The organism is Novosphingobium sp. (genome assembly GCF_039595395.1).
GTDB lineage: Bacteria > Pseudomonadota > Alphaproteobacteria > Sphingomonadales > Sphingomonadaceae > Novosphingobium.
Genome location: NZ_JBCNLP010000001.1, coordinates 968,856 through 994,335 on the forward strand (window position 1 = coordinate 968,856; position 25,480 = coordinate 994,335).

A 25,480-nucleotide genomic window follows, 5' to 3' on the forward strand; every position below is an offset into this window, starting at 1 on the left:
GATGGCGAATACGATGCGCAAGAGCGAGATGGGGGGGCTGGCGATTGCGCTGGTCGGCCATGTTGCGCTTGTGTGGGTGCTGGCGATGTCGTGGCATGGCAGGACGCCTCCGCCGCCCCCGCGCATGACGGTGACCTTGAGCGATAACGTCGGCCTTCAATCGGAGGCGCCCAGCCATGAGCAGGCCGCCGCCGATGTGGCGCCCACGCTGGGTCAGGCCCAGCCCGAGGAGCAGGCCGCCCCCGTGCCGCCCGCGCCCGAGCCGGTGAAGCCGGTGCCCGTGCCGGTTCCCAAGCCGCAACCCAAGCCCGAGCCGAAGCCTCAGCCACGCCCGGAGCCGGTGAAGCCTCAGCCGAAGCCCGAACCCAAGCCGGTGCCCAAACCCGAACCGCGCAAGCCGGAGCCCAAGCCCGCGCCGCACAAGCCCGAGCCGGTCAAGCAGGCGCCCAGCAAGAGCAAGCCTCAGGACGATCCGGTGGGCCGCGCCATCGCCGCGCGTGAGGGCAAGGCCAACACCAAGGGCAGCAAGGACGCCAAGCCCAGCGAGAAGCCAGCAGGTGGCAGCCGCCTTGGCGCGGACTTCCTGAAGGGCCTCGCCCCGCAGGGCAGCGGCAAGGCGCAGACGCCGCCGGCGGCCAACATCGGGCCGGGCGTGCGTGCCGGCTTGGCCAGCGCGATCTCGCGGGCGCTCAAGCCCAATTGGCGCGTGCCTCAGGGCGTTGACACCGATGAGCTGGTGACGATCCTCTCCTTCGATCTCAACCGGGACGGCTCGCTGGCCGGGCCGGTGCGGGTGGTGAGCCAGACCGGCATCACCGACAGCAACAAGACCCAGGCCCATATCCATGCAGAAAATGCCGTTCGCGCGGTGAAGCTGGCTGCACCCTTTGCTTTGCCGCCGGAGTATTATGATGCATGGAAGCATGTGGCATCCTTCCGCTTCGACAGGAATCTGGCACAATGAAGACTTCGATGAAGGCCCTGTTGATGGCCGCAGGCATGAGCGCGGTGCTGGTTGGCACGGCGGTTGACGCCCAGCAGATTGCCCCCACCTCGATCCTGCCGCCGCCGCAGATCCAGCAGCAGAAGCCTGCCGATGCCGGCGGCCTGACCGGTTCGGTCTCCGACGATTCGGCCTGGGTCGATCTGGGCATCGACATTCCCAGCTTTGCCACCCCCGCCGATGTGCCAACGCAGGCCAGCGCCGGCGGCACGGCGGCTCTGGGGCGCGCCATCGCCGATGTCATCACGGCGGATCTGAAGAACAACGGCCTGTTCAAGCCCATCGGCCCGGAAAAGCTGCCCGGCATCGGCATTGGCGACGTTACCCAGCCCGACTTCCCCGGCTGGAGCTCGCGCGGGGCCGAGATGCTGGTGCATGGCAGCGTGCGCGCCGGGGGCGATGGCTCGCTGCTGGTGTCGTGCTATCTCTATGACGTGCGCCTGCAGCAGCAGCTCACCAAGGCGGCATGGACCTTTTCGGCGGGCGACTGGCGCCGCGCGGCGCACAAGTGCTCGGACGTGATCTATTCGCGCCTGTCGGGCGAGAGCCCCTTCTTCGACAGCCGCATCGCCTATATCGCCGAGACCGGCCCCAAGAACCACCGCATGAAGCGTCTGGCGATCATGGACAGCGATGGTGCCAACCACCGCTTCATCACCACCGGCCAGGCGATGGCGCTGACGCCGCGTTTCTCGCCCGATTACAAGAAGATCGTGTATCTGTCCTATCTCAACGGACGGCCGCGCATCTACATCTATGACATCGCCTCCTCCAGCCAGCGGCTGGTGGCGGAGACCGGCAATCCCACCTTTGCGCCGCGCTGGTCGCCCGATGGCAAGTGGATCCTCTATTCGATGGCGATCGCGGGCAACACGAACATCTACCGCGTCTCGGCGCAGGGTGGGGCCAGCCAGCGTCTGACCGACACGCCCGGCATCAATGTCGGCGGCAGCTACTCGCCCGATGGCAGCCGCATCGTCTTCGAAAGCGATCGCGGCGGCAGCCAGCAGATCTATGTGATGAATGCCGATGGCAGCAACCAGCATCGCATCAGCTTCTTCGGCGGCAAGGCAGCCACCCCCGAATGGAGCCCGCGCGGCGACCAGATTGCCTTCACCCGCATCGGCGGCGGCGAGTTTGCCATTGCGGTGACCAATCCGGCCGGGTCCTCGGCGCACACGCTGACCCATAGCTGGCAGGACGAATCGCCCACCTGGGCGCCCAACGGTCGCATCATTCAGTTCTTCCGCACCGAGCGCGGTTCGGGCCGCTCCAGCCTGTGGCAGGTCGATCTGACCGGTCGCCATGAGCGCCGCCTGCCCACGCCCGTCGACGGGTCGGACCCGAGCTGGGGCCCCATCCGCCAGTAATCCTGAATTTTCCGGGGGGAATCGGCCCCCCTTCTTCCAAGCAGAGGAGTCTTCCCCATGTTCTCCAAGCTCTCCACCACCGTTCGGGGCTTTGCCCCCGGCGCGATGGTTTTGACGCTGGGTCTGGCGCTCGCCGCCTGCGGCCACAAGCCGCCCAAGACCCTGCCGCCCGAGCCGGCCCCCGCCGTCTCGCAGGCCACGCCGCCGCCGCCCACCAACCAGGGCCCGGTTCCCGGCAGCGCCGCCGACTTCGTCGCGCAGATGATGGGCAAGGACACCATCCACTTCGCGCTCGACAAGTACAGCGTCGACCCCAGCGAGACGCCCGCCCTGCAGGCCCAGGCCCAGTGGCTGATGCGCTATCCCGCCAAGAAGGCCACCATCGAGGGCCACTGCGACGAGCGCGGCACCCGCGAATACAACCTGGCTCTGGGTGAGCGTCGCGCCACCGCGGCCAAGAACTACCTCGTCTCGCTGGGCGTCGATGCCTCGCGCCTGACGACGATCTCCTACGGCAAGGAACGCCCGGTTGACCCGGCCTCCACCGAGGAAGCCTACGCCCATAACCGCCGCGCGGTGACGGTCGCTATCGACTGATCCTGCTACGCGATCTGGTTGGAAGAACACCCCGCTGGCCTGTGTGGTCGGCGGGGTTTTCTTTTTATGGGGTTAAGGGAGGAAGATGCGAGGGGGTTACCCCCTCGCGCTCCCATGACGTCTTCCGGCGAGGGGGCAGGGGTGTTTGGATCGTTGTGTGGGAACTTTCCACCTGCGCCACCTTACCTGCGCCGCAGGCTTGATGTTCCTGCCTGCGGCGCGGCAAGCTGGGCGCAAGGCTGAACCCGTGGCACTGAGGTCGACATTAACGGGAGCGCGAGGGGATAATCCCCTCGCATCTTTCTTTTCCCCCCTTCGACCCCCGAATCCTTGCGCCAACCCGCGAATCCCCCCACAATGGCAGACTATGAACCGCGCACGTCGATCAAATGACTGGGGCTTTCCGCGCTGGCGGGGCTATGAGGCTGGGCGCGAGGCGGCGCAGATCCGCCTGTGCGACCGTGCGGGCTGCAATGAGCCCGGCAATTGCCCGGCACCCAAGTCGCCCAACAACCCCGACCGCTGGTATTTCTGCCAGCAGCATGCCGCCGAGTACAATTCGGGCTGGGACTATTTCGCCGGTCTGGATGCCGAGGAAGCCGCCAGCCGGGAGCGTTCGGAGCAGCAGACGAACGGCGGCTATCGCGAGAGCGCCTATTATGGCTGGGCCGGATCGGGCGATGGCACCCGCAGCCGTGATGAACTGAAGGCGCTGGAGGTCTTGGGCCTCGATCCCGACGCCGATTTCGACGCGGTGCGCAAGGCGTGGCGCACCAAGGCCAAGGCCGTGCATCCCGATGTGCGCCCCAACGATGCTGAGGCCGCCAAGGCCTTTATGGGCCTTCAGGCCGCCTATGAGGTGCTGCGCGTGGCCGAGGAGCAGCGTAGCTGGAAGGGCGCGGGCGTGTGAGGCGCCTCATCGCCATCACTGCGATGGCGATGAGCATGGCGGTTACATCGGTTGCGCATGCTGATGATCAGGCTGCCCCGGCATCGCCTGAAGAAACCTTTGTCTATGAAAATGCCGCGCTGGGGCTGTGCTATCACTGCTTCAGGGTCAGGATCGCGGTCTTGTCCGATGGCGGGGTGGCGATCACGCGCTGGCGGGTCGGGCCGAGGGCCTCTGATCAGGGTGACCCATCCTTGAGTCGGGAGCAGGTGTCCCGCGCGCGCATCCGTCGTTTCCTCCAGGCCTTGGCGCCTTACCGCCCGAGCGAGGAGAAGGCGACGATTCCCTTGCTTTCAGCCTGCTCGATGTTCGTTACCGAAGCAGGAGGGCTCACCATGATCTGGAACGATGCCCGCGGATATCGGCAACTGCGTGTCGATTATGGTTGCGATCCGGCCCGTTACAAGGCGATGTTCGATGCCTTGCATCATGCGCCGGGTCTGCTGGGGCTGGGCGATCTGCTCAATGGCAAGTGGTAGGGGGCGATCCGTCTATCCCAACAAAAAAGCGCCGCACCCCCAAGGGAGCGGCGCTTTTTCATAGACTTGAACCGTTCGCCGATCGGCGAGGGCGGTTCGGGTCTTACTTGGGCGAAACCACCATCAGCATCTGGCGGCCCTCCATGCGCGGATAGGCCTCCACCTTGGCGATCTCGGCGATGTCTTCCTGCACGCGGCGCAGCAGGTTCATGCCCAGCTGCTGGTGCGAAAGCTCACGGCCACGGAAGCGCAGCGTCACCTTGACCTTGTCGCCTTCCTCGATGAAGCGGTGCATCGCCTTCATCTTGGTGTCGTAGTCATGGTCGTCGATGTTCGGACGCATCTTGATCTCCTTGATCTCCTGCGTCTTCTGCGACTTGCGGGCGAGGTTCGCCTTCTTCTGCGCCTCGTAGCGGAACTTGCCGACATCGAGGAATTTGCAGACCGGCGGATCGGCGTTGGGCGACACTTCGACAAGGTCGAGCCCGGCCTCGAAGGCCTGTGCAATCGCGTCACGGGTGTTCAGCACGCCAAGGTTTTCACCTTCGCCGTCGATCACGCGCACCTTGGGCGACTGGATAAATTCGTTGTAGCGTGGCCCGCTCTTCACGGGGGGCGCCATACTGCGCCGGGGTGGGGGAGCTATAGTCTTCTCTCCTGTGGTTGCCTGTACGAGAACGGGCGGCACCAGAGCGCACCCCCGTTTGGGCCTTGATAAAAAGCCGTATCGGGAGTGCGCTCTGGTGCCGCGCGAACTGATAGCCCTCTTAAAGCGATTCCCGCAGGCGGCAAAGCGATATTTTCCGCTTATTCGGCGGAAAATCGGCCCTGAAAAAGGGGCTGTTTCAGGGCAGGGGGAAACGCAGTACCTTGCCGCCTGCCGTCACCAGCGCCTCAAGCTCGATCTGGGGTGCCAGAGCCGCGCGGATCGGCGGGGCGGAGGCATCCAGCCCGCCGGTCAGCGTGCCATGGGCGGGCAGGATCATGCGGTCCCCCGCGCGCACGGCGCAGGGGCGTGAGATGAAACGCCCCTGCAGGCGCAACCGCAGCTTGGGGTGGAAATGGCCGGAAAGTTCAGCGCCCTGCACACCGGGCTCGGCGATATGGCGCAGGGCGATGCCGCGCACAGTCAGCTCCTCGGCCACGGTGCCGGGCAGGGGTGAGTCGGCCAGACCCTCATCGTGATTGCCGGTGATCCAGACGATCTCGGCCCGCCGCGCCAGAGCATCCAGCAGATCCGCCGCCCCCGATTCGAGCCGCATCGGTCCTGCCGAGTCGTGGAAGCTGTCGCCCAGCGCATAGATCCGCCGCGCGCCTGTCGCGGCCTGCGCGGCGCTCAGGCGCTCCAGCGTTTCGCGGCTGTCGTAAGGGGGCAGGAACTGGCCGCGCTGGGCATACCAGCTCGCCTTTTCCAGATGGAGGTCCGCCACCACCAGCGCCTGCTCCTCACCCCACCACAGCGCGCGGCAGGGCGAGAAGCGCCACTCGCCCCCGGCAAAGCCGAAAGGCGCGCCGAAATCGCTCGCGTCACACGAAGGATCGGTGGGAACAGAAGGGGAAAGCATGGCTCACCCTTGCCGCGCGGCGCGGGGGATGGCAAGCGACTGTCGCCGAGTTGAAACACCATGGCCATGGGATAGCACGATGACCGACTGGACCGCCCACACACAGCAAGCCCGCGCCTGGTTCGAAAGCCTGCGCGACGCGATCTGCGGCGCCTTCGAGGCCATCGAGCGCGAGGCCGGATCGGACGCCTCTTTCGAGTATACCCCATGGCAGCGCGCCGCTCACAATGGCGAGGATGGCGACACCGGCGGCGGCATGCGCGGCCTGATGAAGGGCAGGATTTTCGAGAAGGTGGGGGTGAACGTCTCCACCGTCCATGGCACCTTCGCGCCCAATTTTGCCTCCAGCATCAACGGCGCCAGCGTCGAGAACCCCGGCTTTACCGCCACCGGCATCAGCCTTGTCGCCCATATGGCCAACCCCCATGTGCCTGCCGTGCATATGAACACCCGCTTCCTCACGACCACCAAGGCATGGTTCGGCGGCGGCGCGGACCTCAATCCACCGATCCCCTATGAGGACGATACGCGGGACTTCCACGAGGCCTTCAAGGCCGCCTGCGACGCCCATGAACCCGGCGATTACGACCGCTTCAAGGCTTGGGCCGACGACTATTTCTACATCCCCCATCGCGGCGTGCATCGCGGCGTGGGCGGTATCTTCTACGATCACCTCGATTGCGCCGATCAGGCTGGGTGGGATGCGAACTTCGCTTTCACCAAGGCCGTGGGCGAGACCTTCCTCGACATCTTCCCGCAGATCGTGCGCCGTCGCATGGCGGCGGCCTACACGCCCGCCGAGAAGCAGACCCAGCTTGAATGGCGCGGGCGCTATGCGGAATTCAATCTGGTCTATGACCGGGGCACGACCTTCGGTTTGAAAACCGGCGGGAATGTCGAGGCGATCCTGATGAGCCTGCCGCCGGAAGCGGCGTGGAGCTGAAGAAGGTAAAGAGGAAATGCGAGGGCCATCGCCCTCGCGCTCCCTTTACTGTCTGCCTCAGCGCCTCGGGTTCGGCCTTGCGCCTGGTTTGCCGCGCCGCAGGCAGGGATAACAGCCTGCGGCGCCTTAGGTGGCGCTGGTGGAGAGGTGGTGCGCCACAATTCGGCACCACCACCTTTCGTCGGAAGACGTTATGGGAGCGCGAGGGGGTAACCCCCTCGCTTTTCCCTTCTTAACCTCCCTCCAAAACCCCTTGTCACCAAACTGCCGCAAAAAGCCCTCTGGCGCTTTGGCATTTGCTTGATTACATGGGCCGCCACGAATCGACACGGGCTTGCAGCCCCATGCAGGCCCCACGCAAAGCGGGACAACGCATAGTGGCTAGCATCGACATCGCCCTCGGCCTTACTTTCGACGACGTGCTGCTGCGTCCGGCGGAATCGGACATCGTGCCGTCCATGGCCGACACGCGCACCTTCCTCACCAAGGGCATTGCGCTCAACATTCCGGTGCTTTCCGCCGCGATGGACACCGTGACCGAGGCCGATATGGCCATCGTCATGGCGCAGCTGGGCGGCATTGGCGTGCTGCACCGCAACCTCACCATCGAGGAGCAGGCCGCCGCCGTCCGCGCCGTGAAGCGCTTCGAGAGCGGCATGGTCGTCAACCCGATCACCATCGGGCCGGATGCCACGCTGGGTGAGGCGCAGGCGCTGATGAACGCGCACAAGATCAACGGCATCCCCGTGGTCGAGGGCAGTGGCAAGCTGGTCGGCATCCTGACGCACCGCGATGTGCGCTTTGCCGACAATCAGGCCCAACCCGTGCGTGAACTGATGACGCATGACAATCTGGCCACCGTGCGCGCCGGCGTCTCGCAGGAAGAGGCTCGCCGCCTGCTGCATGCCCGCCGCATCGAGAAGCTGCTGGTGGTGGACGATGCCTATAAGTGCGTCGGCCTCATCACCGTGAAGGACATCGAGAAGGCGGTGAACTACCCCGCCGCCACCAAGGATGCCGCCGGTCGCCTGCGCGTCGCCGCCGCCACCACCGTGGGCGACAAGGGCTTCGCCCGCACCGAGGCGCTGCTGGATGCCGAGTGCGACGTGGTCATCATCGACACCGCCCACGGCCACAACCGCGACGTGGCCCGCGCCGTCGAGCGCGTTAAGAAGCTCAACCCCAACGCTCAGGTCATCGCCGGCAACGTCGCGACGGCCGAGGCCACCAAGGCGCTGATCGGCGCGGGCGCGGATGGCGTGAAGGTGGGCATCGGCCCGGGCTCGATCTGCACCACGCGCATCGTGGCGGGCGTGGGCGTGCCCCAGCTGACCGCCATCATGGAAAGCGCCGAGGAGGCATCCAAGCACGGCGTGCCCGTGATCGGCGACGGCGGCCTGCGCACCAGCGGCGACGCGGCCAAGGCTCTGGCCGCTGGCGCCAGCTCGATCATGGTCGGCTCGCTGCTGGCCGGCACCGAGGAAGCCCCCGGCGAGACCTTCATCTATCAGGGCCGCGCCTATAAGGCCTATCGCGGCATGGGCTCGGTGGGCGCGATGGCGCGTGGGTCTGCGGATCGCTACTTCCAGCAGGACATCAAGGACCAGATGAAGCTGGTCCCCGAAGGCATCGAGGGTCAGGTGCCCTATAAGGGGCCCGCCAAGGATGTGGTCCATCAGCTGGTCGGCGGCGTGAAGGCGGCGATGGGCTACACCGGTTCGGCGACGATCGAGGATCTGCGCACGAAGTCGAAGTTCATCCAGATCACCAACGCGGGGCTCAAGGAAAGCCACGTTCACGACGTGACGATCACGCGTGAAGCGCCGAATTACCCGACGCGTTGATTCAAGGATTTGAAGGGGAAGGTGCGAGGGGGTTACCCCCCTCGCGCTCCCATTAGTGTCTGCGTTGTGCATAGGGTTCGGCCAAGGCGCTAAGTTTGCAGCGCCGCAGGCAATAATTCCTTGGCGCAGCCTAAGCATCACGGTTGATCTGCCTGCGGCGCTTTGCCTTGCTCAGGTGGAGAGGCTGGGCACTCGGATCGGGTGCCATTACCGTTTCGTCGGAAGACGTTATGGGAGCGCGAGGGGATAATCCCCTCGCATTTTTCTTTTTCCTTCTATCTGGTAATCCACCTTCATGACTCCTGCTGCCCGCGTCCAAGCCGCCATTGAGATTCTCGACGCGGTGATTGCTGCGGCGAAGGCGGGCGGTGCTCCGGCGGATCGGGTGTTCAGCGAGTGGTTCCGCATGCGGCGCTTTGCCGGGTCGAAGGACCGGCGCGCGGTACGGGATCTGGTCTACAACGCCATTCGCGCCTGTGGACCGATCCCCGAGAGCGGGCGCGCGGCGATGCTGCGGCTGGTGCAGGGCGATGAGGCGCTGGCGAGCCTGTTCGACGGCGGGCGGCATGCGCCCGAGCCCATCGATCCGGCGGAGCCTGTGGCGTTGGGCGGCGTGGCTCCGGCGTGGCTGGAGCGGGCTTTGGAAAGCAGCGGGGTTTCTGGCGAGGAGGCTCTGGCGCTGCTGGATCGGGCGCCGCTCGATGTGCGGGTCAATGCGTTGAAGGCGGAGCGTGATGGGCTGGTGCTGCCGGTGGAGGGTGAGCCTTTACCTGCGCGCTATGGCTTGCGCTTTCCCGCCAACACGCCGGTCGAAAGCTGGGATGCTTACGAGCAGGGCTTGGTCGAGGTGCAGGATGGCGGCTCTCAGCTGACCTGTGAGGCGGTGGCGGCTCTGCCGGGTGAAACCGTGATCGATCTGTGCGCCGGGGCGGGGGGCAAGACTCTGGCGCTGGCGGCGAGCATGGCGGGCAAGGGTCGGCTGGTGGCCTGCGATGTGGATCGCGCGCGGCTGCAGCGTCTGGCACCTCGCGCTGAACGCGCCGGGGCGCCGCTGATCGAGACCTTGCTGATGAACCCCAACCGTGAGCTTGAGGCTCTGGCCGATCTGGTGGGCAAGGCCGAGGCGGTGTTGATCGATGCGCCCTGCAGCGGCACGGGCACATGGCGGCGCAATCCCGAGGCGCGCTGGCGGCTGTCTGAAAAGGAACTGGCCCGCGTGACCGGCATCCAGAGTCGCTTGCTGGATATTGCCGCTACTCTGGTGAAGCCGGGCGGACGGATCATCTTCGTCACCTGCTCGCTGCTGGATGCCGAGGGGGCCGATCAGGTGCAGGCCTTCCTAAGGCGCGATTCGCGTTGGCAGGCCGATGTGCTGGACTTGCCCGCAGGTCAGCCGCGCGGGGCAGGCGTCCGGATGACGCCCGCACGCGATGGCACGGACGGATTTTTCGTCGCGCGCCTTAAACGCGTGTGATAGCATCAGGTTCCATGTCGGAGACGATGTCCATACACAGGCGCGAAAGCCCCAGTACGTTCAAGGAAAAAGTCATGCGTTATGCCCCGGTTGCGCTGGTCCTCTCGGCCCTTGCCGCTCTGACGGCCAGTGCGGGACAAAGCGCGACGCCCGAGGTGCTTGATCCGCGCGCCGCCGCGCTGGAGGCTCAGGGCAAGATTGCTCTGGCCAATGGCGATCTGGATCGGGCGACGGATGGTTTCGAGGCCGCTCTGGCGATCTCGCCGGGCAGCGCGGTGCTGGTGATGGATCTGGCCGATGTGGCGCGCCATCAGGCGATGCCGGGCAAGGCGCTGCATTATTACCGCGCGGTGCTGGCCCGCGATCCGGCCAATCTGGAGGCGCTCTCGGGCGAGGGTCAGGCGCTGGCGCAGAAGGGGGCCTTCGACAAGGCGAAGCGCAATCTGGCCCGGCTGGAGGCGATCTGCGGCGATGGCTGCCCGCCCGCGCGCAGTCTGGCTTCGGTCATCACCACGGCACAGGCTTCGGGGGTTCAGGCCAGTGTGACCCCTGCGGCGGCGCATGTCGTCAGCGCGGATACGCCGGGTTCGGGTGTGGTGAACAACTGAGCCTGTCACGCAAAAGGCAGGCATGAAAAAAGCCGGGGTGCCTGATGGCGGCCCCGGCTTTTTTGCAGGTCAAAGGCCGATCAGATCAGCGCCTTGAACTCTTCGAGAACCGAGCGGTAGACGCGCTTCTTGAAGGGCACGATCAGGTCGGGCAGCGTCTCGGGATTGACCCATTTCCAGTCGCAGAACTCTGCCGGATCATGGGCTTCCAGATCGATGTCCTCGTCATGGCCGGTGAAGCGGATCAGGAACCAGTGCTGGCGCTGGCCGCGATACTTGCCCTTCCACAGCTTGCCGATCAGTTCCTCGGGCAGGTCATAGAGCAGTTCGTCGCGGGTCTGGGCCAGGATCACGCCCTGATCCTCGCGCACGCCGGTTTCCTCGGCCAGTTCGCGCCAGACGGCGGCGCGCAGATCCTCGCCATCGTCGACGCCGCCTTGCGGCATCTGCCAGAAATCGCCTTCATGGCCACCGCTGTTCTCGCGCTGGTCGATGCGCTGGCCGACGAACACCTGACCGGCGGCGTTGACCAGCATCACCCCGACGCAAGGGCGATAGGGAAGGTGGGTAAAATCATTCATGCTTTCGCTGCCTTGGGGCCCCTGAGTGACCCCCTTGATAATCCTGAGAATGCGGTTTTGTCTTGCTGAAAAATCGCGGGAGACGGCCCATAAACAGGCGATTGCCGCTTGACTAGGCGGGGGCAAAGGTTTTTGGGGCACCTGTGGTTTGATGGCTGACAGAAAAACTGGATTGCGCGGGCTTGCGCTGGCGCCCAAGGGGCGGCGTGACGCGACAGGCGGCGAATCCGGCAAGGGCTGGGCGCGCAGGCCGCTCAAGGCGCGGGATGTGGAGATATCCCCCGCCATGCGATGACGAAAAGGGTATTCATGGCAACGATTCTGGCCGACGAGGGCGCCCCCACCGCGCGCTCGACCGATAATGTTCCCGAGGCTGTGGTTGTGCGCTTCGCCGGCGATTCGGGCGATGGCATGCAGTTGACGGGCGGACAGTTCACGCTCTCCACCGCATTATCGGGCAACGATCTGGCGACCTTCCCGGATTTCCCGGCCGAGATTCGCGCGCCTCAGGGCACGCTCTTCGGTGTGTCCGCCTTCCAGATCAACTTCGGCAGCACCGAGATCACCACCGCGGGCGACCAGCCCGACGTGCTGGTGGCGATGAACCCCGCCGCGCTCAAGACCAATGTGCCGAGCCTGAAGCTGGGCGGCCTGATCATCGCCGACTCCGGCGAGTTCAACAAGCGCAACCTGGAAAAGGCCAAGTATGAGGTCAATCCGCTGGAGGACGGCAGTCTCGCCAAGTGGAACCTGCTGGCCTTCGACATCAGCGCGCTGACCCTCGAGGCGGTGAAGCCCTTCGGCCTTGGCAACAAGGAAGCGCTGCGCTGCAAGAACATGTGGACCCTCGGCCTCGCGCTGTGGATGTTCGACCGCGACCGTGAGCCGCTGATCCAGTGGCTGAAGGACAAGTTCGCCAAGGCCCCGGTGCTGGCTGATGCCAACATCGCCGCGCTGAACGCCGGCCATGCCTATGGCGAGACCGCCGAGATCGGCGGCCAGGTCAAGAAGCTGCACATCGATCCGGTGCCCTCGGCCCCCGGTCTCTACCGCACCATCACCGGTGCGGAAGCGATCAGCCTCGGTCTGGTTGCGGGCGCCCAGATGGCCGACCTGCCGATGTTCTTCGGCGGCTATCCCATCACGCCTGCCTCGGCGATCCTTCACTATCTCACCAAGATGAAGGAGTTCGGCGTCACCACCTTCCAGGCGGAAGACGAGATCGCGGCCATCGCTTCGGCGGTCGGCGCGGCCTATGCCGGTTCGCTGGGCGTGACCTCCTCCTCGGGGCCCGGCATCGCGCTCAAGGGTGAGGCCATGGGCCTTGCCGTGATGACCGAGCTGCCGCTGGTGATCGTCAACTCGCAGCGTGGCGGCCCCTCGACGGGTCTTCCCACCAAGACCGAGCAGAGCGACCTCTATCAGGCGATCTATGGCCGCAACGGCGACACGCCGATGCCGGTGATCGCCGCCCGCTCGCCCGCCGACGCCTTCGAATGCGCCATCGAGGCCTGCCGCATCGCCACCCAGTTTATGACCCCGGTCATGCTGCTGACCGACGGCTACATCGGCAATGCCGCCGAGCCCTGGCATGTGCCTGACCCCGACAGCTTCAAGCCCTTCCCGGTGAAATTCCTGGAAGAGAGCAACAATGAAGGCGGCAAGGTCCTGCCCTACAAGCGCGACGAGAACGGCGTGCGCCCCTGGATCAAGCCCGGTACCCCCGGCCTGATGCACCGCATCGGCGGCATCGAGAAGGCGGTGGACACCGGCGATCTCGATTACTCGCCCGCCACCCACCAGCTCCAGACCGACGCCCGCAAGGACAAGGTCGACGGCATCGCCCGCCACGTTCCGGAGCAGGACATCGATCAGGGCACGCAGGGCGGCAAGCTGGCGATCGTCGGCTGGGGCAGCACCTATGGCCCGATCCGTCAGGCCGTGCGCCGCGCCCGTGCCAAGGGGCTGGACGTCAGCCACATCCATGTCCGCCATGTCTGGCCGCTGCCCACCAATCTGGGTGAGCTGCTGCACAGCTATGACAAGGTGCTGGTGCCCGAGATGAACACCGGCCAGTTCAAGACCGTGCTGCGCGACCAATATCTGGTCGATGCCAAGCCGCTCAACAAGGTGTCGGGCCAGCCCTTCACCATTGCGGAAATCGAAGCCGCCATCGAAGCCGCTCTGGCCTGAGGACAAGAACGATGAACGAGATGACCTCCATCGCGGTGAAGACCACCCTCAAGGACTGGGAATCGGATCAGGAAGTCCGCTGGTGCCCCGGTTGCGGCGACTATGCGATCCTGAAGGCGGTGCAGCGCACTCTGCCCGAACTGGGCTGCGACCCGGCCAAGACCGTGTTCGTTAGCGGCATCGGCTGCTCCAGCCGCTTCCCCTACTACATGGCTTCGTATGGCTTCCACACGATCCATGGGCGCGCGCCGGCTGTGGCCACCGGCATCAAGCTGGCCAACCCCGAACTCGACATCTGGCTGGTGACCGGCGACGGCGACGGCATGTCGATCGGCGGCAACCACACGATGCATTTCCTGCGCCGCAACATCAATTCGCAGATCATGCTGTTCAACAACGAGATCTACGGCCTGACCAAGGGGCAGTATTCGCCCACCAGCCGCCCCGGCACCAACAGCCCGACGACGCCGCTCGGCTCGATCGACCGGCCGGCTCTGCCTTGCGCCTTTGCGCTGGGTGCGGGCGCGCGTTTCATCGCGCGCGGCTTCGATACGTCGAAGGAACTGGGCAACACGCTGAAGGCGGCGCATGCCCATCGCGGCGCGGCCTTTGTGGAAATCTTCCAGAACTGCATCGTCTACAACAAGGACCGCTTCGCCGACTTCACCGAGAAGGCGGTGGCCAACGAGAAGCAGCTCTGGCTGAAGAACGGCGAGCCCATGCTGTTCAACAAGGGCACGCAGGGCATCGCGCTGGACACCGAGAAGCTGCATCTCAAGATCGTCGATGTCGTCGATGGCGATTGGCAGGCGGCGGGCGTGATCGTCCATGATGTGACCAACCGCAGCGTCGCCCATATGCTGGTTGAGCTGCCGATGGATCTGTTCCCCGTGGCGCTGGGCGTGATCTATGACGATCCGCGCCCGACCTATGAGGATGAGATGCTCGCTCAGGACACGCGCGCGCGCAGCGGCAAGGCCGCCGACCTGCGCAAGCTGCTGAGCAAGGGCCAGACGTGGACGGTGGAAGGCCAGGCCGAGGATCAGGGTCCGCTCTCCAACGTGTGATCCTGTTCGGGATCCGAAAGAACAGGCCGCCCCGTCGTCAGGATGGGGCGGCCTTTTTCTTGCCATCAAGTGTATTGGTGATATAAGTCACCATATCGATGACGCGGTAAGGATTTGGCTGATGAATCCCATGATCGATGAGGATCACCTGTTCGAAGGCGACAGCGATTTCGGCGGCATGATCCGCGGCGATGCCACGCTGGCCCCCGGCGCGCGGCTGCGCATGCACGGGCTGGTGAAGGGGGACATCATCGTCGAGCAGGGCGCGCATGTCGCCATTCTGGGCATGGTGCGCGGCGATCTGGTCAACCATGGCGGCACCATCGTGGTGACGGGCACCGTGCAACATGGCTGACCTGCCCTAAAGGGCATCTGCCAATCTCCGTTCATGTCCCTAGCTCGAAAGGATGAGCAAACCCGTCCTCCTCTGGCTGCGCCGCGATCTGCGCCTTGCCGACCAGCCCGCCCTGCGCGCCGCCGTGGACAGCGGATCGCCGGTGATCCCGGTCTATGTGCTGGATGACGAAACCCCGCGCCACCGCAAGATGGGCGGGGCCAGCCGCTGGTGGCTGCATCTTTCGCTGCAGAGCCTGTCGCAGGATTTGCTGCAGCATGACAGCCGCCTGATCCTGCGACGCGGGCGCAGCGAAGAGGTGCTGGCGGACCTGGCCGAGGAGACCGGGGCCGAGACCATCCATGCCCTGCATCACCACGAGCCATGGTGGCTCAATGCCGAGAAGGCGGTGGCCAAGGCCGGGCTGGATCTGCAGTTGCACCACGGCAATTACCTTGCCCCTCCGGGCAGTGTGACCAGCGGGGCAGGGACGCCCTATCGTATCTACACGCCCTTCTGGCGGGCGCTGCAGCAGCATATGCCGCCCCCGCCGCCGGTCGCCAAGCCGCGCCATATTCCGGCGCCCAGCCATTGGCCCAGGAGCGATGATCTGGCCGACTGGCATTTGCTGCCCACCAAGCCCGACTGGGCCGGTGGCTTCCGTGCCGAATGGACCCCCGGCGAAAAGGGCGCGCATGAGCGCCTGAACGATTTTATCGACGAGGCCCGTCACTATGGCGAGGCGCGCAATCTCCCCTCTCAGGAAGGCACCAGCCGCCTCTCGCCGCATCTGGCCTTTGGCGAGATCAGCCCCGCCCAATGCTGGCACGCCCTTGAGGATGACGACAGCGAGGGCGCGCAGATCTTCCGCTCCGAACTGGGCTGGCGTGACTATGCCCAGAACCAGATCGTCTCCATGCCCGACTACGGCGCCCGCCCCGCCAACCCCGCCTTCGAGCATTTCCCATGGCGCGACGACCTCGACGCGCTGGAGGCCTGGGAGCATGGCCGCACCGGTTACCCCATCGTCGATGCCGGGATGCGCCAGCTCTGGCACACCGGCTGGATGCACAACCGCGTCCGCATGATCGTCGCCAGCCTGCTCATCAAGCACCTGGGCATCGACTGGCGCGCGGGCGAGTGCTGGTTCTGGGACACGCTGGTCGATGCCGATTACGCGCAGAACAGCGTCAACTGGCAGTGGTCGGCGGGATCGGGCGTGGATGCCAACCAGTTCACGCGGATCATGGCGCCTTTAACGCAGTCGGAGAAGTTCAACGCCGGGGATTACATCCGGCAATGGGTGCCCGAGCTGGCATCGGTTGAGGGGGATGAGATCCACAATCCCTCGGCCTTGGTGCGCCACAAGACGGGCTATCCCGAGATGATCGTCGCCCATGTGGAAGGGCGGGAGAGGGCTCTGGGGGCGTATAGGGTGATGAAGACAGCAGCAGGGTAGAAGGGAAGATGCGAGGGGGTTACCCCCTCGCGCTCCCATGACGTCTTCCGGCGACAGGGCAGGGGCGTCGAAATGGTGCGCCTCGGCTCTCCACCTGCGCTCCCTGTAGCGCAGCAGACATTGAATGTTGAAGGCCTGCGGCGCGGCGACGTTGCTCCATGGCCGAACCCGAAGCGCCAAGGCTGACAAAAAATGGGAGCGCGAGGGCCCGGAGCATTCCTCTTGAGGAATGCGACCCACAAAGACTCCACCCTCGCATTCTCTCTTTTCTTCAAACCTGCAAACCTATCCATCCCTTAACCGGCTTGCCTCTCGCGAACCGGCAAGCCAGTCTGCGCCGCATGGAGAGCATAACTGAAAAACGCCATTACCTCATCCTGGACGGCCTGCGCGGTGTCGCCTCGTTGATGGTGATTATCTTCCACCTGTTCGAAGCCTATACGGGCGGCGACGCTCAGAAACAGATCATCAACCACGGCTATCTGGCGGTGGATTTCTTCTTCGTGCTGTCGGGCTTTGTGATCGCCTATGCCTATGACGACCGCTGGGGACGGATGAGCCAGTGGAGCTTCTACAAGCGCCGCCTGATCCGCCTGCAGCCAATGGTGGTGATGGGCAGCATCGTCGGCGCAGTGTTGCTCGGGTTCCAGCATTATTCCATCTATCCCAAGCTGGCGTCGGCCACGACATGGCAGGTGGTGGCGGTGATGCTGGTGGGCTTCACGATGATCCCGCTGCCCAAGTCGCTGGACATTCGCGGCTGGGATGAGACCTATCCGCTCAACGGTCCGGGCTGGTCGCTGTTCTATGAATATTGCGCCAACATCCTCTACGCCGTGGGGCTGCGCAAGCTGTCGAACCGCTGGCTGGGGGTCTTTGTGGCGCTCTCGGGGCTGTTCCTGATCGATCTGGCGGTGCGCGGCCCGCGCGGTGATGTGATCGGTGGCTGGTCGCTCGATGCGCCGGGGCTGCATATCGGTTTTGCGCGGGTGCTGTTTCCGTTCTTCGCGGGCATTCTGCTGATGCGGCTGGGCAAGACCATCCGTGTGCCTCAGCCGTTTCTGGTGGCCAGCAATTGTGGATCAACGGCGCCTATGACGCGGCCTGCATCATTCTGGTCTTCCCGCTGATCGTGATGATCGGCGCGGGCGACATGGCTGTCGACGGGCGCTCGGTACGGATTGCGCGCTTCTTCGGCGATCTGTCCTATCCGATCTACATCACCCATTATCCGCTGATCTACATCTACACCGGCTGGGTGGTGGATGGCCATGTGCCACCGCTGCAGGGCGCGCTGGTGGGCGCGGGTGTGTTCGTGGCGGCGGTGGCTTTGGGCTGGGCCTGCCTCAAGCTCTATGACGAGCCGGTGCGGCGCTGGCTGGCAGCACGGTTTTAAGAGGCTGTTTGAAAATCCGGCGGAAGAGCCGGATTTTGCGGCACCAGCCCTCTCCCCCTCCCGGCCACCCGCGACAAGTATCCTGTGGGTGGCCGGGAGGGGGAGAGGGCTGGTGCCGCGCTGAACAGGCGCGAAAGCGCATGTTCCAAACCGACTCTAAAATACCAGAAAGGCGCGACCGGCATATGGGGCTGCGGAAAAGCCGGTCGCGCCAGATTGGCTTGGCGTGCCTTTGCGCGCCGTGGCCGTCACGGGCGGAGGTCTCTTGAACCCTCATACCCTTCGGCAGCGGCCCACTGTGCGGGTGCGGACCGTGCCCCTTCACAGTGGGCGCTGCGCCCTTGACGGGCGCTTATCAGGACGGGTTAACGTCGAAGTGATTTGGGCTGGGGAAATCCCCTAAGAGCGCTTCGGCAATCGCTTCGGCCACCACCTCGGGAGCCTTGACGGAGGCGGGATTTTCGCCCGGATAGGCCTTGGCGCGCATGGCCGTGCGGGTGGCGCCAGGGTTAACGATTGCCACGCGGATGGCGGAAATATTCTTCATTTCCTGAGCATAGCAATCGAGCAGCACCTCCTGCGCGGCTTTGGTGGCGCCATAGGCGCTCCAATAGGCGCGGGGCTTGGTGGCGACCGAGGTGGTGAGGCCGACCACGCTGGCCCGCTTGGCTTTTTTCAGCATGGGGGTGAAGCAGGTGAGCAGCGCCTGAGTCGCCAGAACATTGGTGCCGATGGCGCGGTTGAACGCCTTAAGGTCGATATCCTGAACCGAGGTCAGCTGCGGTAGCTGCGCAGCATTGATGACCAGAATGTCCAGCGCCTCCCAGCGGCCGGAGATGGCCGTGGCGAGGCGGGCGATGGCATCGGGTTCGGTCAGTTCGAGCGGGGCGATGCTGGCCGAGCCGCCCGCCTGATGGATCGCATCCTCGACGCCCTCGAGCGCCTTGGTGTCGCGCCCGGTCAGGATGACATGGGCGCCGCGCGCGGCCAGCGATTGCGCCGTGGCCGCGCCGATCCCCCGGCTGGCGCCCGTGACCAAAGCGAGTTGGCCCTCGAAGGGGCGGGCGTCAGACATGCCGGGGTATCCTTGTTTTATGCTGGGATTTTCACGCCATCGCCCTTGCCGGCCTCGATCAGGTCGGTGAGGCGGGTCGGGTAATCGCCGGAGAAGCAGGCGTCGCAGAACTGCGGGCAGCCATTGTTGCGCTGCTGCTCACCCACGGCGCGGTAGAGGCCGTCGATGGAGACGAAGGCCAGGCTGTCGGCCTGGATGAAGTCGGTCATCGCCTGCAGATCCATGCGGGCGGCCAGCAGCTTGTTCCGCTCGGGCGTGTCGACGCCGTAGAAGCACGAATGCTCGGTCGGCGGGCTGGCGATGCGCATGTGCACTTCGCTGGCGCCCGCATCGCGCATCATCTGCACGATCTTGAGCGAGGTGGTGCCGCGCACGATCGAATCGTCGATCAGCACGATGCGCTTGCCCTCGACCAGCGCGCGGTTGGCATTGTGCTTGCGCTTCACATCGGCATGGCGGGCGCCGTCGCCGGGCTGGATGAAGGTGCGGCCGACATAGTGGCTGCGGATGATGCCGAGCTCAAACGGGATGCCGCTTTCCTGCGCATAGCCGATGGCGGCGGGCACGCCCGAATCGGGCACGGGGATCACCAGATCGGCATCGGCCAGCGATTCCTTGGCCAGTTCCTTGCCGATGGCCTTGCGCACTTCATAGACAGACTGTCCGCCCATCACCGAGTCGGGACGGCTGAAATAGACATGCTCGAAGATGCAGGGGCGGGCCGGGGTCTCGCCAAACGGACGCTGCGAGACCATCTTGCCGTCGTGGCTGACCTGGATCATCTCGCCCGGCTCGACCTCGCGGACGAATTCGGCGCCGATCACGTCGAGCGCCACGGTCTCGCTGGCGAAGATGATGCCGTCACCGATGCGGCCGATCACCAGCGGGCGGATGCCCAGCGGGTCGCGGCAGGCAATCATGCCCTCGGGGGTCATGCAGATCAGCGAATAGGCGCCCTCGACCAGGCGCAGCGCATCGACGAAACGGTCGAGCAGCGTGGGATAGCGGCTGGTGGCGACGAGGTGGATGATGACCTCGGTGTCGCTGGTCGACTGGAAGATCGAGCCCTTCTGCACCAGATCGCGCTTGAGCGTCATGGCGTTGGAAATGTTGCCGTTATGGGCGATCGAGAAACCGCCGCTGGCCAGATCCGCGAACAGCGGCTGGATGTTGCGCAGGCCCGAACCGCCGGTGGTGGCATAGCGCACATGGCCCGAGGCCATCTTGCCGGGCAGTTCGGCAAAGATGTCCTGATTCTTGAAGACCTGAGCGACATGGCCGATGCCGCGACGCGAGAAGAACTCGTCGCCATCGAAGCTGGTGATGCCGACCGCTTCCTGACCGCGATGCTGCAGGGCATGCAGGCCGAGCGCGACGGAGGCCGAAGCGCTCTTGAGCCCGATCACACCGAAGACGCCGCATTCCTCATGCAGATTATCGTCCTCGAGATCCCAGGGGGCCGAGTCGCGATCGGACAAGGGCGAGACAGCGGTGTGCGTATGGTCGGTCATGCCGGGCGTGGGTGCCTTTTTGCGCCGGATCAGCGGCGGGAATAACGGGCCCTGTACCACGATGGGTGCATCCCTTCGGGCGGGCCCTGGGTTCGAGCGCGCCTTTACGAGATTTATGACATTTGGCAAGGGGGCGCGCTCTTGCGCCGCTCGCTAAATGGGAACGGTGTGGGCTTTTGGCAAGGGTGTGAGGTGTGTCGAGCCCATGGCTTGCGCGCATTTCCAGCGCGGCATCGGCCCGCTCCCCCAGCCCGGACACGCATCGGTGATATGCTGTGGGTGGCCGGCCCGGGGGAGCGGGCCGGTGCCGTAAATTCCTTCGGGCTAGGCCGCCACCTGCAACCGTGCCCGCCCGCGCGCCTTGGCGACATAGAGCGCCTTGTCGGCCTGATCGAAGGCCAGCATCGCATCGTCGGTCAGCGTCGCCAGCCCGATGGAGGAGGTGATCGAAATCGCCATGTCATTGTGATGCGTGACCGTATGGGCCAGCGTGGCGCCGATGCGCTTGCAGATGCCCTGGGCGATGGCCAGATCGGCGCCGGGCAGCAGCAGGGCGAACTCCTCGCCGCCGATGCGGGCCAGCATGTCGCTTGTCCGCAGACCCTGCTGTGCCACGCGGGCGAAGCTGCGCAGCACCTCGTCGCCCGCGGCATGGCCGAAGCGATCGTTGACCTGCTTGAAATGGTCGAGATCGATCACCGCCAGCGAGGCCGGATTGCCCTGGGCGATGCAGGCATCCATCGCATCCATCAGCGCGCGGCGGTTGGGCAGGCCGGTCAGCGCATCGGTGAAGGCGGCCTCCGCCAGCGCGCTTTCCATCCGCTTGCGCTCGGACATGTCGCGGATCACGGTGACGACGCATTCGGGCTTGCCGCGCCGGTCGGCCACGGCGCGCATATGCGCCTCGAACCAGCGGGGCGCGCCGATCAGCGGTTGGCTCTCAAAATCGACCAGCACGGTCTCGCCCGGTTTCGCAAGGGCGCGGGCATGGGCCTCGATCACGCGGCGGCGGTGCGGCGTGTTGACCAGCAGCAGCGCGCGGTGGCCGATGACATCGGCGGGCTGGCGCTGGATCAGCGACAGGATCGAGGGCGAGACGAAGCGCACGCAGCCCTCCAGCCCGGTGCTCATGATGATGTCGGTGGAATTGTCGGCCAGCAGGCGATAGCGCGCCTCGCTCTCGCGCAGCTCGCCAAGGCTGCGGCGCAACTGGTTGACCAGCCCGCTGACCGGCGTGATGCAGGCCATGGTGAGCAGCAGATAGACCTGCACCGAGGTGAGCTGTTCGGCCAGCGGGACATGCAGCAGGGTGAGCGGCCCATGACCATGCGTGGCCACCAGCACCGCGCTCCCCGCCAGCAGCAGATACATGGCGCTCAGCGTCACCAGATCGATCCACAGCATGGCGGCCACCAGCACCAGCACAGGGAGGAACAGCAGCGGGCGGTCCGACAGGCCGAAGGAGAGCACCGCCGTGGCGGTCATCAGCGCGGGGAAGCCCAGAGACAGTACGCTGCGCAGGGACCAGCCGATGCGGCGCGCGCGCCAGCTCTGGCGGTGGCGGCCCAGCAGGCGCTGCAGCCGCGTCAGGCAGGGCAGGAACAGCATCAGCCCCAGCGCGTGGCCCAGCATCCAGTCGCGCGCCAGATGCCAGCTTTCGGGCGAGAACTGTTTGAGCGTGCCCCACAGCAGCAGCCCGCTCAGGATCGGCGGGATCAGGCTGACCAGAAAGACCAGCCGCATCAGCCAGCCGGGCTCGTCGCTGCGCGGGGCGCGTCGGCCGTTGGGGCCCAGCAGGCGATGCATCAGCAGGGCGGCGACCAGCGCCTCGACCGTATCGGCCAGCACCATGCCGGCGCAGGTGGTCCATTTCAGCCCGTGCCAGACGAAGAGCAGCGCCAGCGAAGCCATCGACAGCGCGATGGTCGGCGCCCAGAACCGCCGCCGCCGCGAGGCGATGACGGTGACCAGCACGGCGGAACTGGGCCAGATAAAGCAGAAGCCGCTCCCCATCGGGGTCAGGCGCATGGCCACCCACGCCAGGGCCACATAGGCCAGCGCGAGATTGATTGCCTGAAGGGGAAGGGATTTGAACGCCATTGATCCGGGATGCTACGGTGGCAGCGTTAACGTGCGGTAAGCGGGAGCGGCCGAATTGCGTAAATAAATGCGGAAAACGCGCCGCCTTCCGAACTTTTCGAATGGTAAATGATTGCTGCGGCGCATGCATCGATCTCCGCCAGTCAGCCCGAGCCGGGCACGGCTTGGCGTCCCGGACCGGAAGTGTCAGCGCATGGCAGCCACCTTCCGCCCCGGTTTTTTGCTGCCGCGTCACTTTTGCGAAAAACCGGTTCCCACTTTTTCCCGCGATGCTCTAAGGCATGGGCTCCGTTGCGAAGGGGCAGAGCCCCCCTCGCGGATGATGTTTTGAACCGATCGGACCCTTTCGGCGTGATCCTCTCTACCTTCGAATGGACTGTCGCCCGGCGCTATCTGCGCCCTGGGCGCGGCGAGGCCTTTATCGCCATGGTGGCGGGCATCAGCCTGGCTGCCGTGGCGCTGGGCGTGGCGGCGCTGATCATCGTGATGAGCGTGATGGCCGGCTTTCGCGCCGAGCTTTTCGACAAGATCTCCGGCCTCAACGGCCATGCGGTGATTCAGGGCTATGGCGGCCGCCTCGACAATTGGCAGGACATTCTGAAATCCGCCAAGGCCACCCCCGGCGTGGTGCAGGCCAGCCCGCTGATCGAGCAGCCCCTGGTGGGCAGCTTCAACGGCCGCGTTTCGGCCATGGTGGTGCGCGGGCAGACCGATGAGGATATCGCCAAGCTGTCGGCCAAGGTGGTGGCGGGCAGCCTGAAGGATGTGCGCCCCGATGCGAACAATGTCGCCATCGGTAAGCAGCTTGCCGAGGATCTGGGCGTTCAGGTGGGCGATTCGATCACCATCATCAATCCGGCGGGGCGCTCGACGCCTTTCGGCACGACGCCGCGCGAAATCAGCTACACCGTGGCCGCGATCTTCGAGATCGGCGTCTATGACTTCGACAAGGCCTTCGTCATCATGCCCATGCATGACGCGCAGACCCTGCTGCTGATGGGCGATGTCATCAGCGGGGTCGAGATCAAGGTTGATGACCCCGACCGTGTGACCGAGATTCTGGCGCCGCTCTCCGCCAAATGGGAGGGCCGCGCGGCGGTCAGCGACTGGAAGGCGATCAATGGCGCGCTGTTCCAGGCGCTGGCGGTGGAGCAGGTGGTGATGTTCGTGGTCTGCTCGCTGATCGTGCTGGTGGCGGCCTTCAACATCCTGTCCAGCCTGATCATGCTGGTGCGCGCCAAGACGCGCGATATCGCCATCATGCGCACCATGGGCGCCAGCCGCACCAGCGTGATGAAGATCTTCATGACGGTGGGTTGCACCATCGGCGGGCTGGGGACGGGGCTGGGCTGCATTCTGGCCGCGCTGTTCCTCACCTTCCGCCAGAATGTGGTGAATCTGATCCAGATGATCACCGGCCAGAATCTCTGGGACCCGAAAATCCGCTTCCTCACGCAATTGCCCGCCAAGACCTCGCCTTTCGAGATCGGCGCGATCGTCATTCTGGCGCTGGGCCTGTCCTTTGCCTTCACCCTGTTCCCCGCGCTGAAGGCGGCGAGCACGGACCCTGTTCAGGTGCTGCGTTATGAGTGATGTTGCCCATTCTTCTGTTGTACGTTTGACGGGCCTGACCCGCAGCTTCACCCAGGGCGGCGTGACGATCGAGGTGCTGCGCGGCGTGGATCTGACCATCGCGCCGGGGCAGATCGTGGCGTTGCTGGGCCCCTCGGGCTCGGGCAAGTCGACGATGCTTCAGGCGGTCGGCCTGCTGGAGGGCGGCTTCGGCGGCAAGATCGAGATCGCCGGCAAGGATGCCAGCGCGATGGATGGCGACGCGCGCACCGTGCTGCGCCGCGACCATCTGGGCTTTGTCTATCAGTTCCACCATCTGCTGCCCGACTTCTCGGCGCTGGAGAATGTGGTGCTGCCGCAACTGGTCTCGGGCAAGGCCCGCGAAGAGGCCGAAGCCCGTGCCAGCGAATTGCTGAGCGCGCTGGGCCTCTCCCAGCGGCTCGATCATCGCCCCAGCCAGCTTTCGGGCGGCGAGCAGCAGCGCGTGGCGGTGGCCCGTGCTCTGGCCAATGCCCCGGCGCTGGTGCTGGCCGACGAGCCCACCGGCAATCTCGACGAGGCCACCAGCGACCGCGTGCTTGAGGAGTTCCTCAAGCTGGTGCGCGGCAGCGGCGCCGCCGCCCTGATCGCCACGCATAACGAACGCCTCGCGGCAAAAATGGACCGTGTGGTGCGGCTGGTCGAAGGCCATCTGGTCGAGCAGCCTCCCGCACAGGCTCACCTGTGAGCTGGCCCGCCATCCCCACGCTGAGCGGCAAGCATGTTACGCTGCGCCCTTTGGTCCGCGCCGACCGTGCGGCGCTGCTGGGCGCCTTCGCGCAGGGCTTCGAGCTGACCATGGCCACCATGGCGCCGGGGCCCGACACCATCGATGGCTGGCTCGACCAGATCGAGGCCGACACCGGTCATGGCCGCGCTCAGGTCTTCACCGTGCTCGATGCACGCGGGCAGGTGGTGGGCACCACGCGCTACATGCGGATGAACGAGAAGCATCGCCGCGTGGAAATCGGCGGCACGCTCTATGCGCCCTCCGTGCGCCGCACGGGGCTCAACACGCAGGCCAAGCGCCTGCTGCTGGGCCATGCGTTTGACGTGATGGAGGTCGCCTGCGTGCAGATCCGCACGGATGTTTTCAACCTCGCCAGTCGCCGCGCCATCGAGCGGATCGGTGCAAGGCTCGACGGCATTTTGCGCGGCCATATGGTGGTGGGCGACGGCGAAGGCGGCACCCGCCCGCGCGATACGGCGGTCTATTCGATCCTGGTCAGCGAATGGAAAGCCATCAGGCGTCATCTTGATGGGCTGATCGCCGCCTACGACTAAAGCAGCGCTCTTGCCAAGTGGGTGGTGACACGCCACA

General features: G+C 65.4%; 24 protein-coding genes. 18 read left to right on the forward strand and 6 right to left on the reverse strand.

All coding sequences use genetic code 11. The features are described 5' to 3' along the window. The first annotated feature begins 1 nt into the window (after nt 1). The 5 genes from ABDW49_RS04615 to ABDW49_RS04635 all read left to right on the forward strand — a co-directional run bounded on the left by ABDW49_RS04615 (nt 2) and on the right by ABDW49_RS04635 (nt 4,398). Complete coding sequence (locus ABDW49_RS04615; protein WP_343610062.1) at nt 2–964, forward strand: hypothetical protein; 963 nt, start codon at nt 2–4, stop codon at nt 962–964. Continuing rightward, complete coding sequence (tolB, locus tag ABDW49_RS04620) at nt 961–2,373, forward strand: Tol-Pal system beta propeller repeat protein TolB (RefSeq protein WP_343610064.1); 1,413 nt, start codon at nt 961–963, stop codon at nt 2,371–2,373. Before ABDW49_RS04615 ends, tolB begins: the two co-directional genes overlap by 4 nt. A gap of 105 nt (nt 2,374–2,478) precedes the next feature. Continuing rightward, nucleotides 2,479–2,970: a peptidoglycan-associated lipoprotein Pal gene (pal, locus tag ABDW49_RS04625; protein WP_343614143.1), complete on the forward strand. Its 492-nt coding sequence runs from the start codon at nt 2,479–2,481 to the stop codon at nt 2,968–2,970. 367 nt (nt 2,971–3,337) lie between these two features. Further along, nucleotides 3,338–3,880: a J domain-containing protein gene (locus ABDW49_RS04630; protein ID WP_343610066.1), complete on the forward strand. Its 543-nt coding sequence runs from the start codon at nt 3,338–3,340 to the stop codon at nt 3,878–3,880. Between the two features lie 35 nt (nt 3,881–3,915). After that, nucleotides 3,916–4,398 carry a hypothetical protein gene (locus ABDW49_RS04635; RefSeq protein WP_343610068.1) on the forward strand — a complete coding sequence of 161 codons (483 nt, stop codon included), beginning with the start codon at nt 3,916–3,918 and terminating at the stop codon, nt 4,396–4,398. A gap of 103 nt (nt 4,399–4,501) precedes the next feature. Here ABDW49_RS04635 and infC read toward each other — a convergent pair whose 3' ends face one another. Further along, a complete protein-coding gene (gene infC, locus ABDW49_RS04640; RefSeq protein WP_343610070.1) occupies nt 4,502–5,020 on the reverse strand; it encodes a translation initiation factor IF-3 in 519 nt (172 codons plus the stop codon). Between the two features lie 223 nt (nt 5,021–5,243). Beyond that, nucleotides 5,244–5,963 carry a ligase-associated DNA damage response endonuclease PdeM gene (gene pdeM / locus ABDW49_RS04645; protein WP_343610072.1) on the reverse strand — a complete coding sequence of 240 codons (720 nt, stop codon included), beginning with the start codon at nt 5,961–5,963 and terminating at the stop codon, nt 5,244–5,246. A gap of 79 nt (nt 5,964–6,042) precedes the next feature. Here pdeM and hemF point away from each other — a divergent pair, with 79 nt between their 5' ends. The 4 genes from hemF to ABDW49_RS04665 all read left to right on the forward strand — a co-directional run bounded on the left by hemF (nt 6,043) and on the right by ABDW49_RS04665 (nt 10,832). Beyond that, nucleotides 6,043–6,906 (forward strand): oxygen-dependent coproporphyrinogen oxidase, encoded by an 864-nt coding sequence (gene hemF / locus ABDW49_RS04650; RefSeq protein WP_343610073.1) that lies wholly within the window; start codon nt 6,043–6,045, stop codon nt 6,904–6,906. 386 nt (nt 6,907–7,292) lie between these two features. After that, a complete protein-coding gene (gene guaB / locus ABDW49_RS04655; protein WP_343614145.1) occupies nt 7,293–8,750 on the forward strand; it encodes an IMP dehydrogenase in 1,458 nt (485 codons plus the stop codon). A gap of 295 nt (nt 8,751–9,045) precedes the next feature. Continuing rightward, on the forward strand, nt 9,046–10,224 hold the full coding sequence (locus ABDW49_RS04660; protein WP_343610074.1) for an RsmB/NOP family class I SAM-dependent RNA methyltransferase: 1,179 nt from the start codon (nt 9,046–9,048) through the stop codon (nt 10,222–10,224). Nucleotides 10,225–10,298: 74 nt separating this feature from the next. Beyond that, complete coding sequence (locus ABDW49_RS04665) at nt 10,299–10,832, forward strand: tetratricopeptide repeat protein (protein WP_343610075.1); 534 nt, start codon at nt 10,299–10,301, stop codon at nt 10,830–10,832. Between the two features lie 80 nt (nt 10,833–10,912). Here the strand turns inward: ABDW49_RS04665 and ABDW49_RS04670 are convergent, their stop codons facing one another. Further along, entirely contained in the window at nt 10,913–11,413 is a 501-nt protein-coding gene (locus tag ABDW49_RS04670; RefSeq protein ID WP_343610076.1) for an RNA pyrophosphohydrolase, read from the reverse strand. Nucleotides 11,414–11,722: 309 nt separating this feature from the next. On the opposite strand from ABDW49_RS04670, the gene ABDW49_RS04675 reads away from it, so the two are divergent. The 6 genes from ABDW49_RS04675 (at nt 11,723) to ABDW49_RS04700 (ending at nt 17,862) form a co-directional block, all read left to right on the forward strand. Further along, entirely contained in the window at nt 11,723–13,606 is a 1,884-nt protein-coding gene (locus ABDW49_RS04675) for a 2-oxoacid:acceptor oxidoreductase subunit alpha (RefSeq protein WP_343610078.1), read from the forward strand. A gap of 11 nt (nt 13,607–13,617) precedes the next feature. Further along, nucleotides 13,618–14,673, forward strand: a complete 1,056-nt coding sequence (locus tag ABDW49_RS04680; RefSeq protein ID WP_343610080.1) for a 2-oxoacid:ferredoxin oxidoreductase subunit beta — start codon at nt 13,618–13,620, stop codon at nt 14,671–14,673. Nucleotides 14,674–14,794: 121 nt separating this feature from the next. After that, nucleotides 14,795–15,028 carry a hypothetical protein gene (locus ABDW49_RS04685; protein ID WP_343610082.1) on the forward strand — a complete coding sequence of 78 codons (234 nt, stop codon included), beginning with the start codon at nt 14,795–14,797 and terminating at the stop codon, nt 15,026–15,028. 52 nt (nt 15,029–15,080) lie between these two features. After that, entirely contained in the window at nt 15,081–16,466 is a 1,386-nt protein-coding gene (locus ABDW49_RS04690; protein ID WP_343610084.1) for a deoxyribodipyrimidine photo-lyase, read from the forward strand. A 341-nt stretch (nt 16,467–16,807) separates the two neighbouring features. Next, a complete protein-coding gene (locus tag ABDW49_RS04695; protein WP_343610086.1) occupies nt 16,808–17,596 on the forward strand; it encodes an acyltransferase in 789 nt (262 codons plus the stop codon). Next, nucleotides 17,542–17,862, forward strand: coding sequence for an acyltransferase family protein (locus ABDW49_RS04700; RefSeq protein WP_343610088.1), 321 nt, complete (start codon nt 17,542–17,544; stop codon nt 17,860–17,862). Before ABDW49_RS04695 ends, ABDW49_RS04700 begins: the two co-directional genes overlap by 55 nt. Before the next feature lie 355 nt (nt 17,863–18,217). On the opposite strand, the gene ABDW49_RS04705 is transcribed toward ABDW49_RS04700, so the two are convergent. The 3 genes from ABDW49_RS04705 to ABDW49_RS04715 form a co-directional block, all read right to left on the reverse strand. After that, nucleotides 18,218–18,937: an SDR family NAD(P)-dependent oxidoreductase gene (locus ABDW49_RS04705; RefSeq protein WP_343610090.1), complete on the reverse strand. Its 720-nt coding sequence runs from the start codon at nt 18,935–18,937 to the stop codon at nt 18,218–18,220. 17 nt (nt 18,938–18,954) lie between these two features. Then, nucleotides 18,955–20,448: an amidophosphoribosyltransferase gene (gene purF, locus ABDW49_RS04710; RefSeq protein ID WP_343610091.1), complete on the reverse strand. Its 1,494-nt coding sequence runs from the start codon at nt 20,446–20,448 to the stop codon at nt 18,955–18,957. Nucleotides 20,449–20,772: 324 nt separating this feature from the next. Next, nucleotides 20,773–22,548 carry a diguanylate cyclase gene (locus ABDW49_RS04715; protein ID WP_343610092.1) on the reverse strand — a complete coding sequence of 592 codons (1,776 nt, stop codon included), beginning with the start codon at nt 22,546–22,548 and terminating at the stop codon, nt 20,773–20,775. A gap of 351 nt (nt 22,549–22,899) precedes the next feature. On the opposite strand from ABDW49_RS04715, the gene ABDW49_RS04720 reads away from it, so the two are divergent. From ABDW49_RS04720 to ABDW49_RS04730, 3 genes are read left to right on the forward strand one after another with little or no spacing between them, the layout of a single operon-like run. Beyond that, complete coding sequence (locus ABDW49_RS04720) at nt 22,900–24,141, forward strand: lipoprotein-releasing ABC transporter permease subunit (RefSeq protein WP_343614148.1); 1,242 nt, start codon at nt 22,900–22,902, stop codon at nt 24,139–24,141. Further along, a complete protein-coding gene (locus ABDW49_RS04725; RefSeq protein WP_343610093.1) occupies nt 24,134–24,847 on the forward strand; it encodes an ABC transporter ATP-binding protein in 714 nt (237 codons plus the stop codon). The genes ABDW49_RS04720 and ABDW49_RS04725 overlap by 8 nt, the downstream gene beginning before the upstream one ends. Continuing rightward, a complete protein-coding gene (locus ABDW49_RS04730) occupies nt 24,844–25,443 on the forward strand; it encodes a GNAT family protein (protein ID WP_343610094.1) in 600 nt (199 codons plus the stop codon). Before ABDW49_RS04725 ends, ABDW49_RS04730 begins: the two co-directional genes overlap by 4 nt. Nucleotides 25,444–25,480 lie beyond the last annotated feature (37 nt).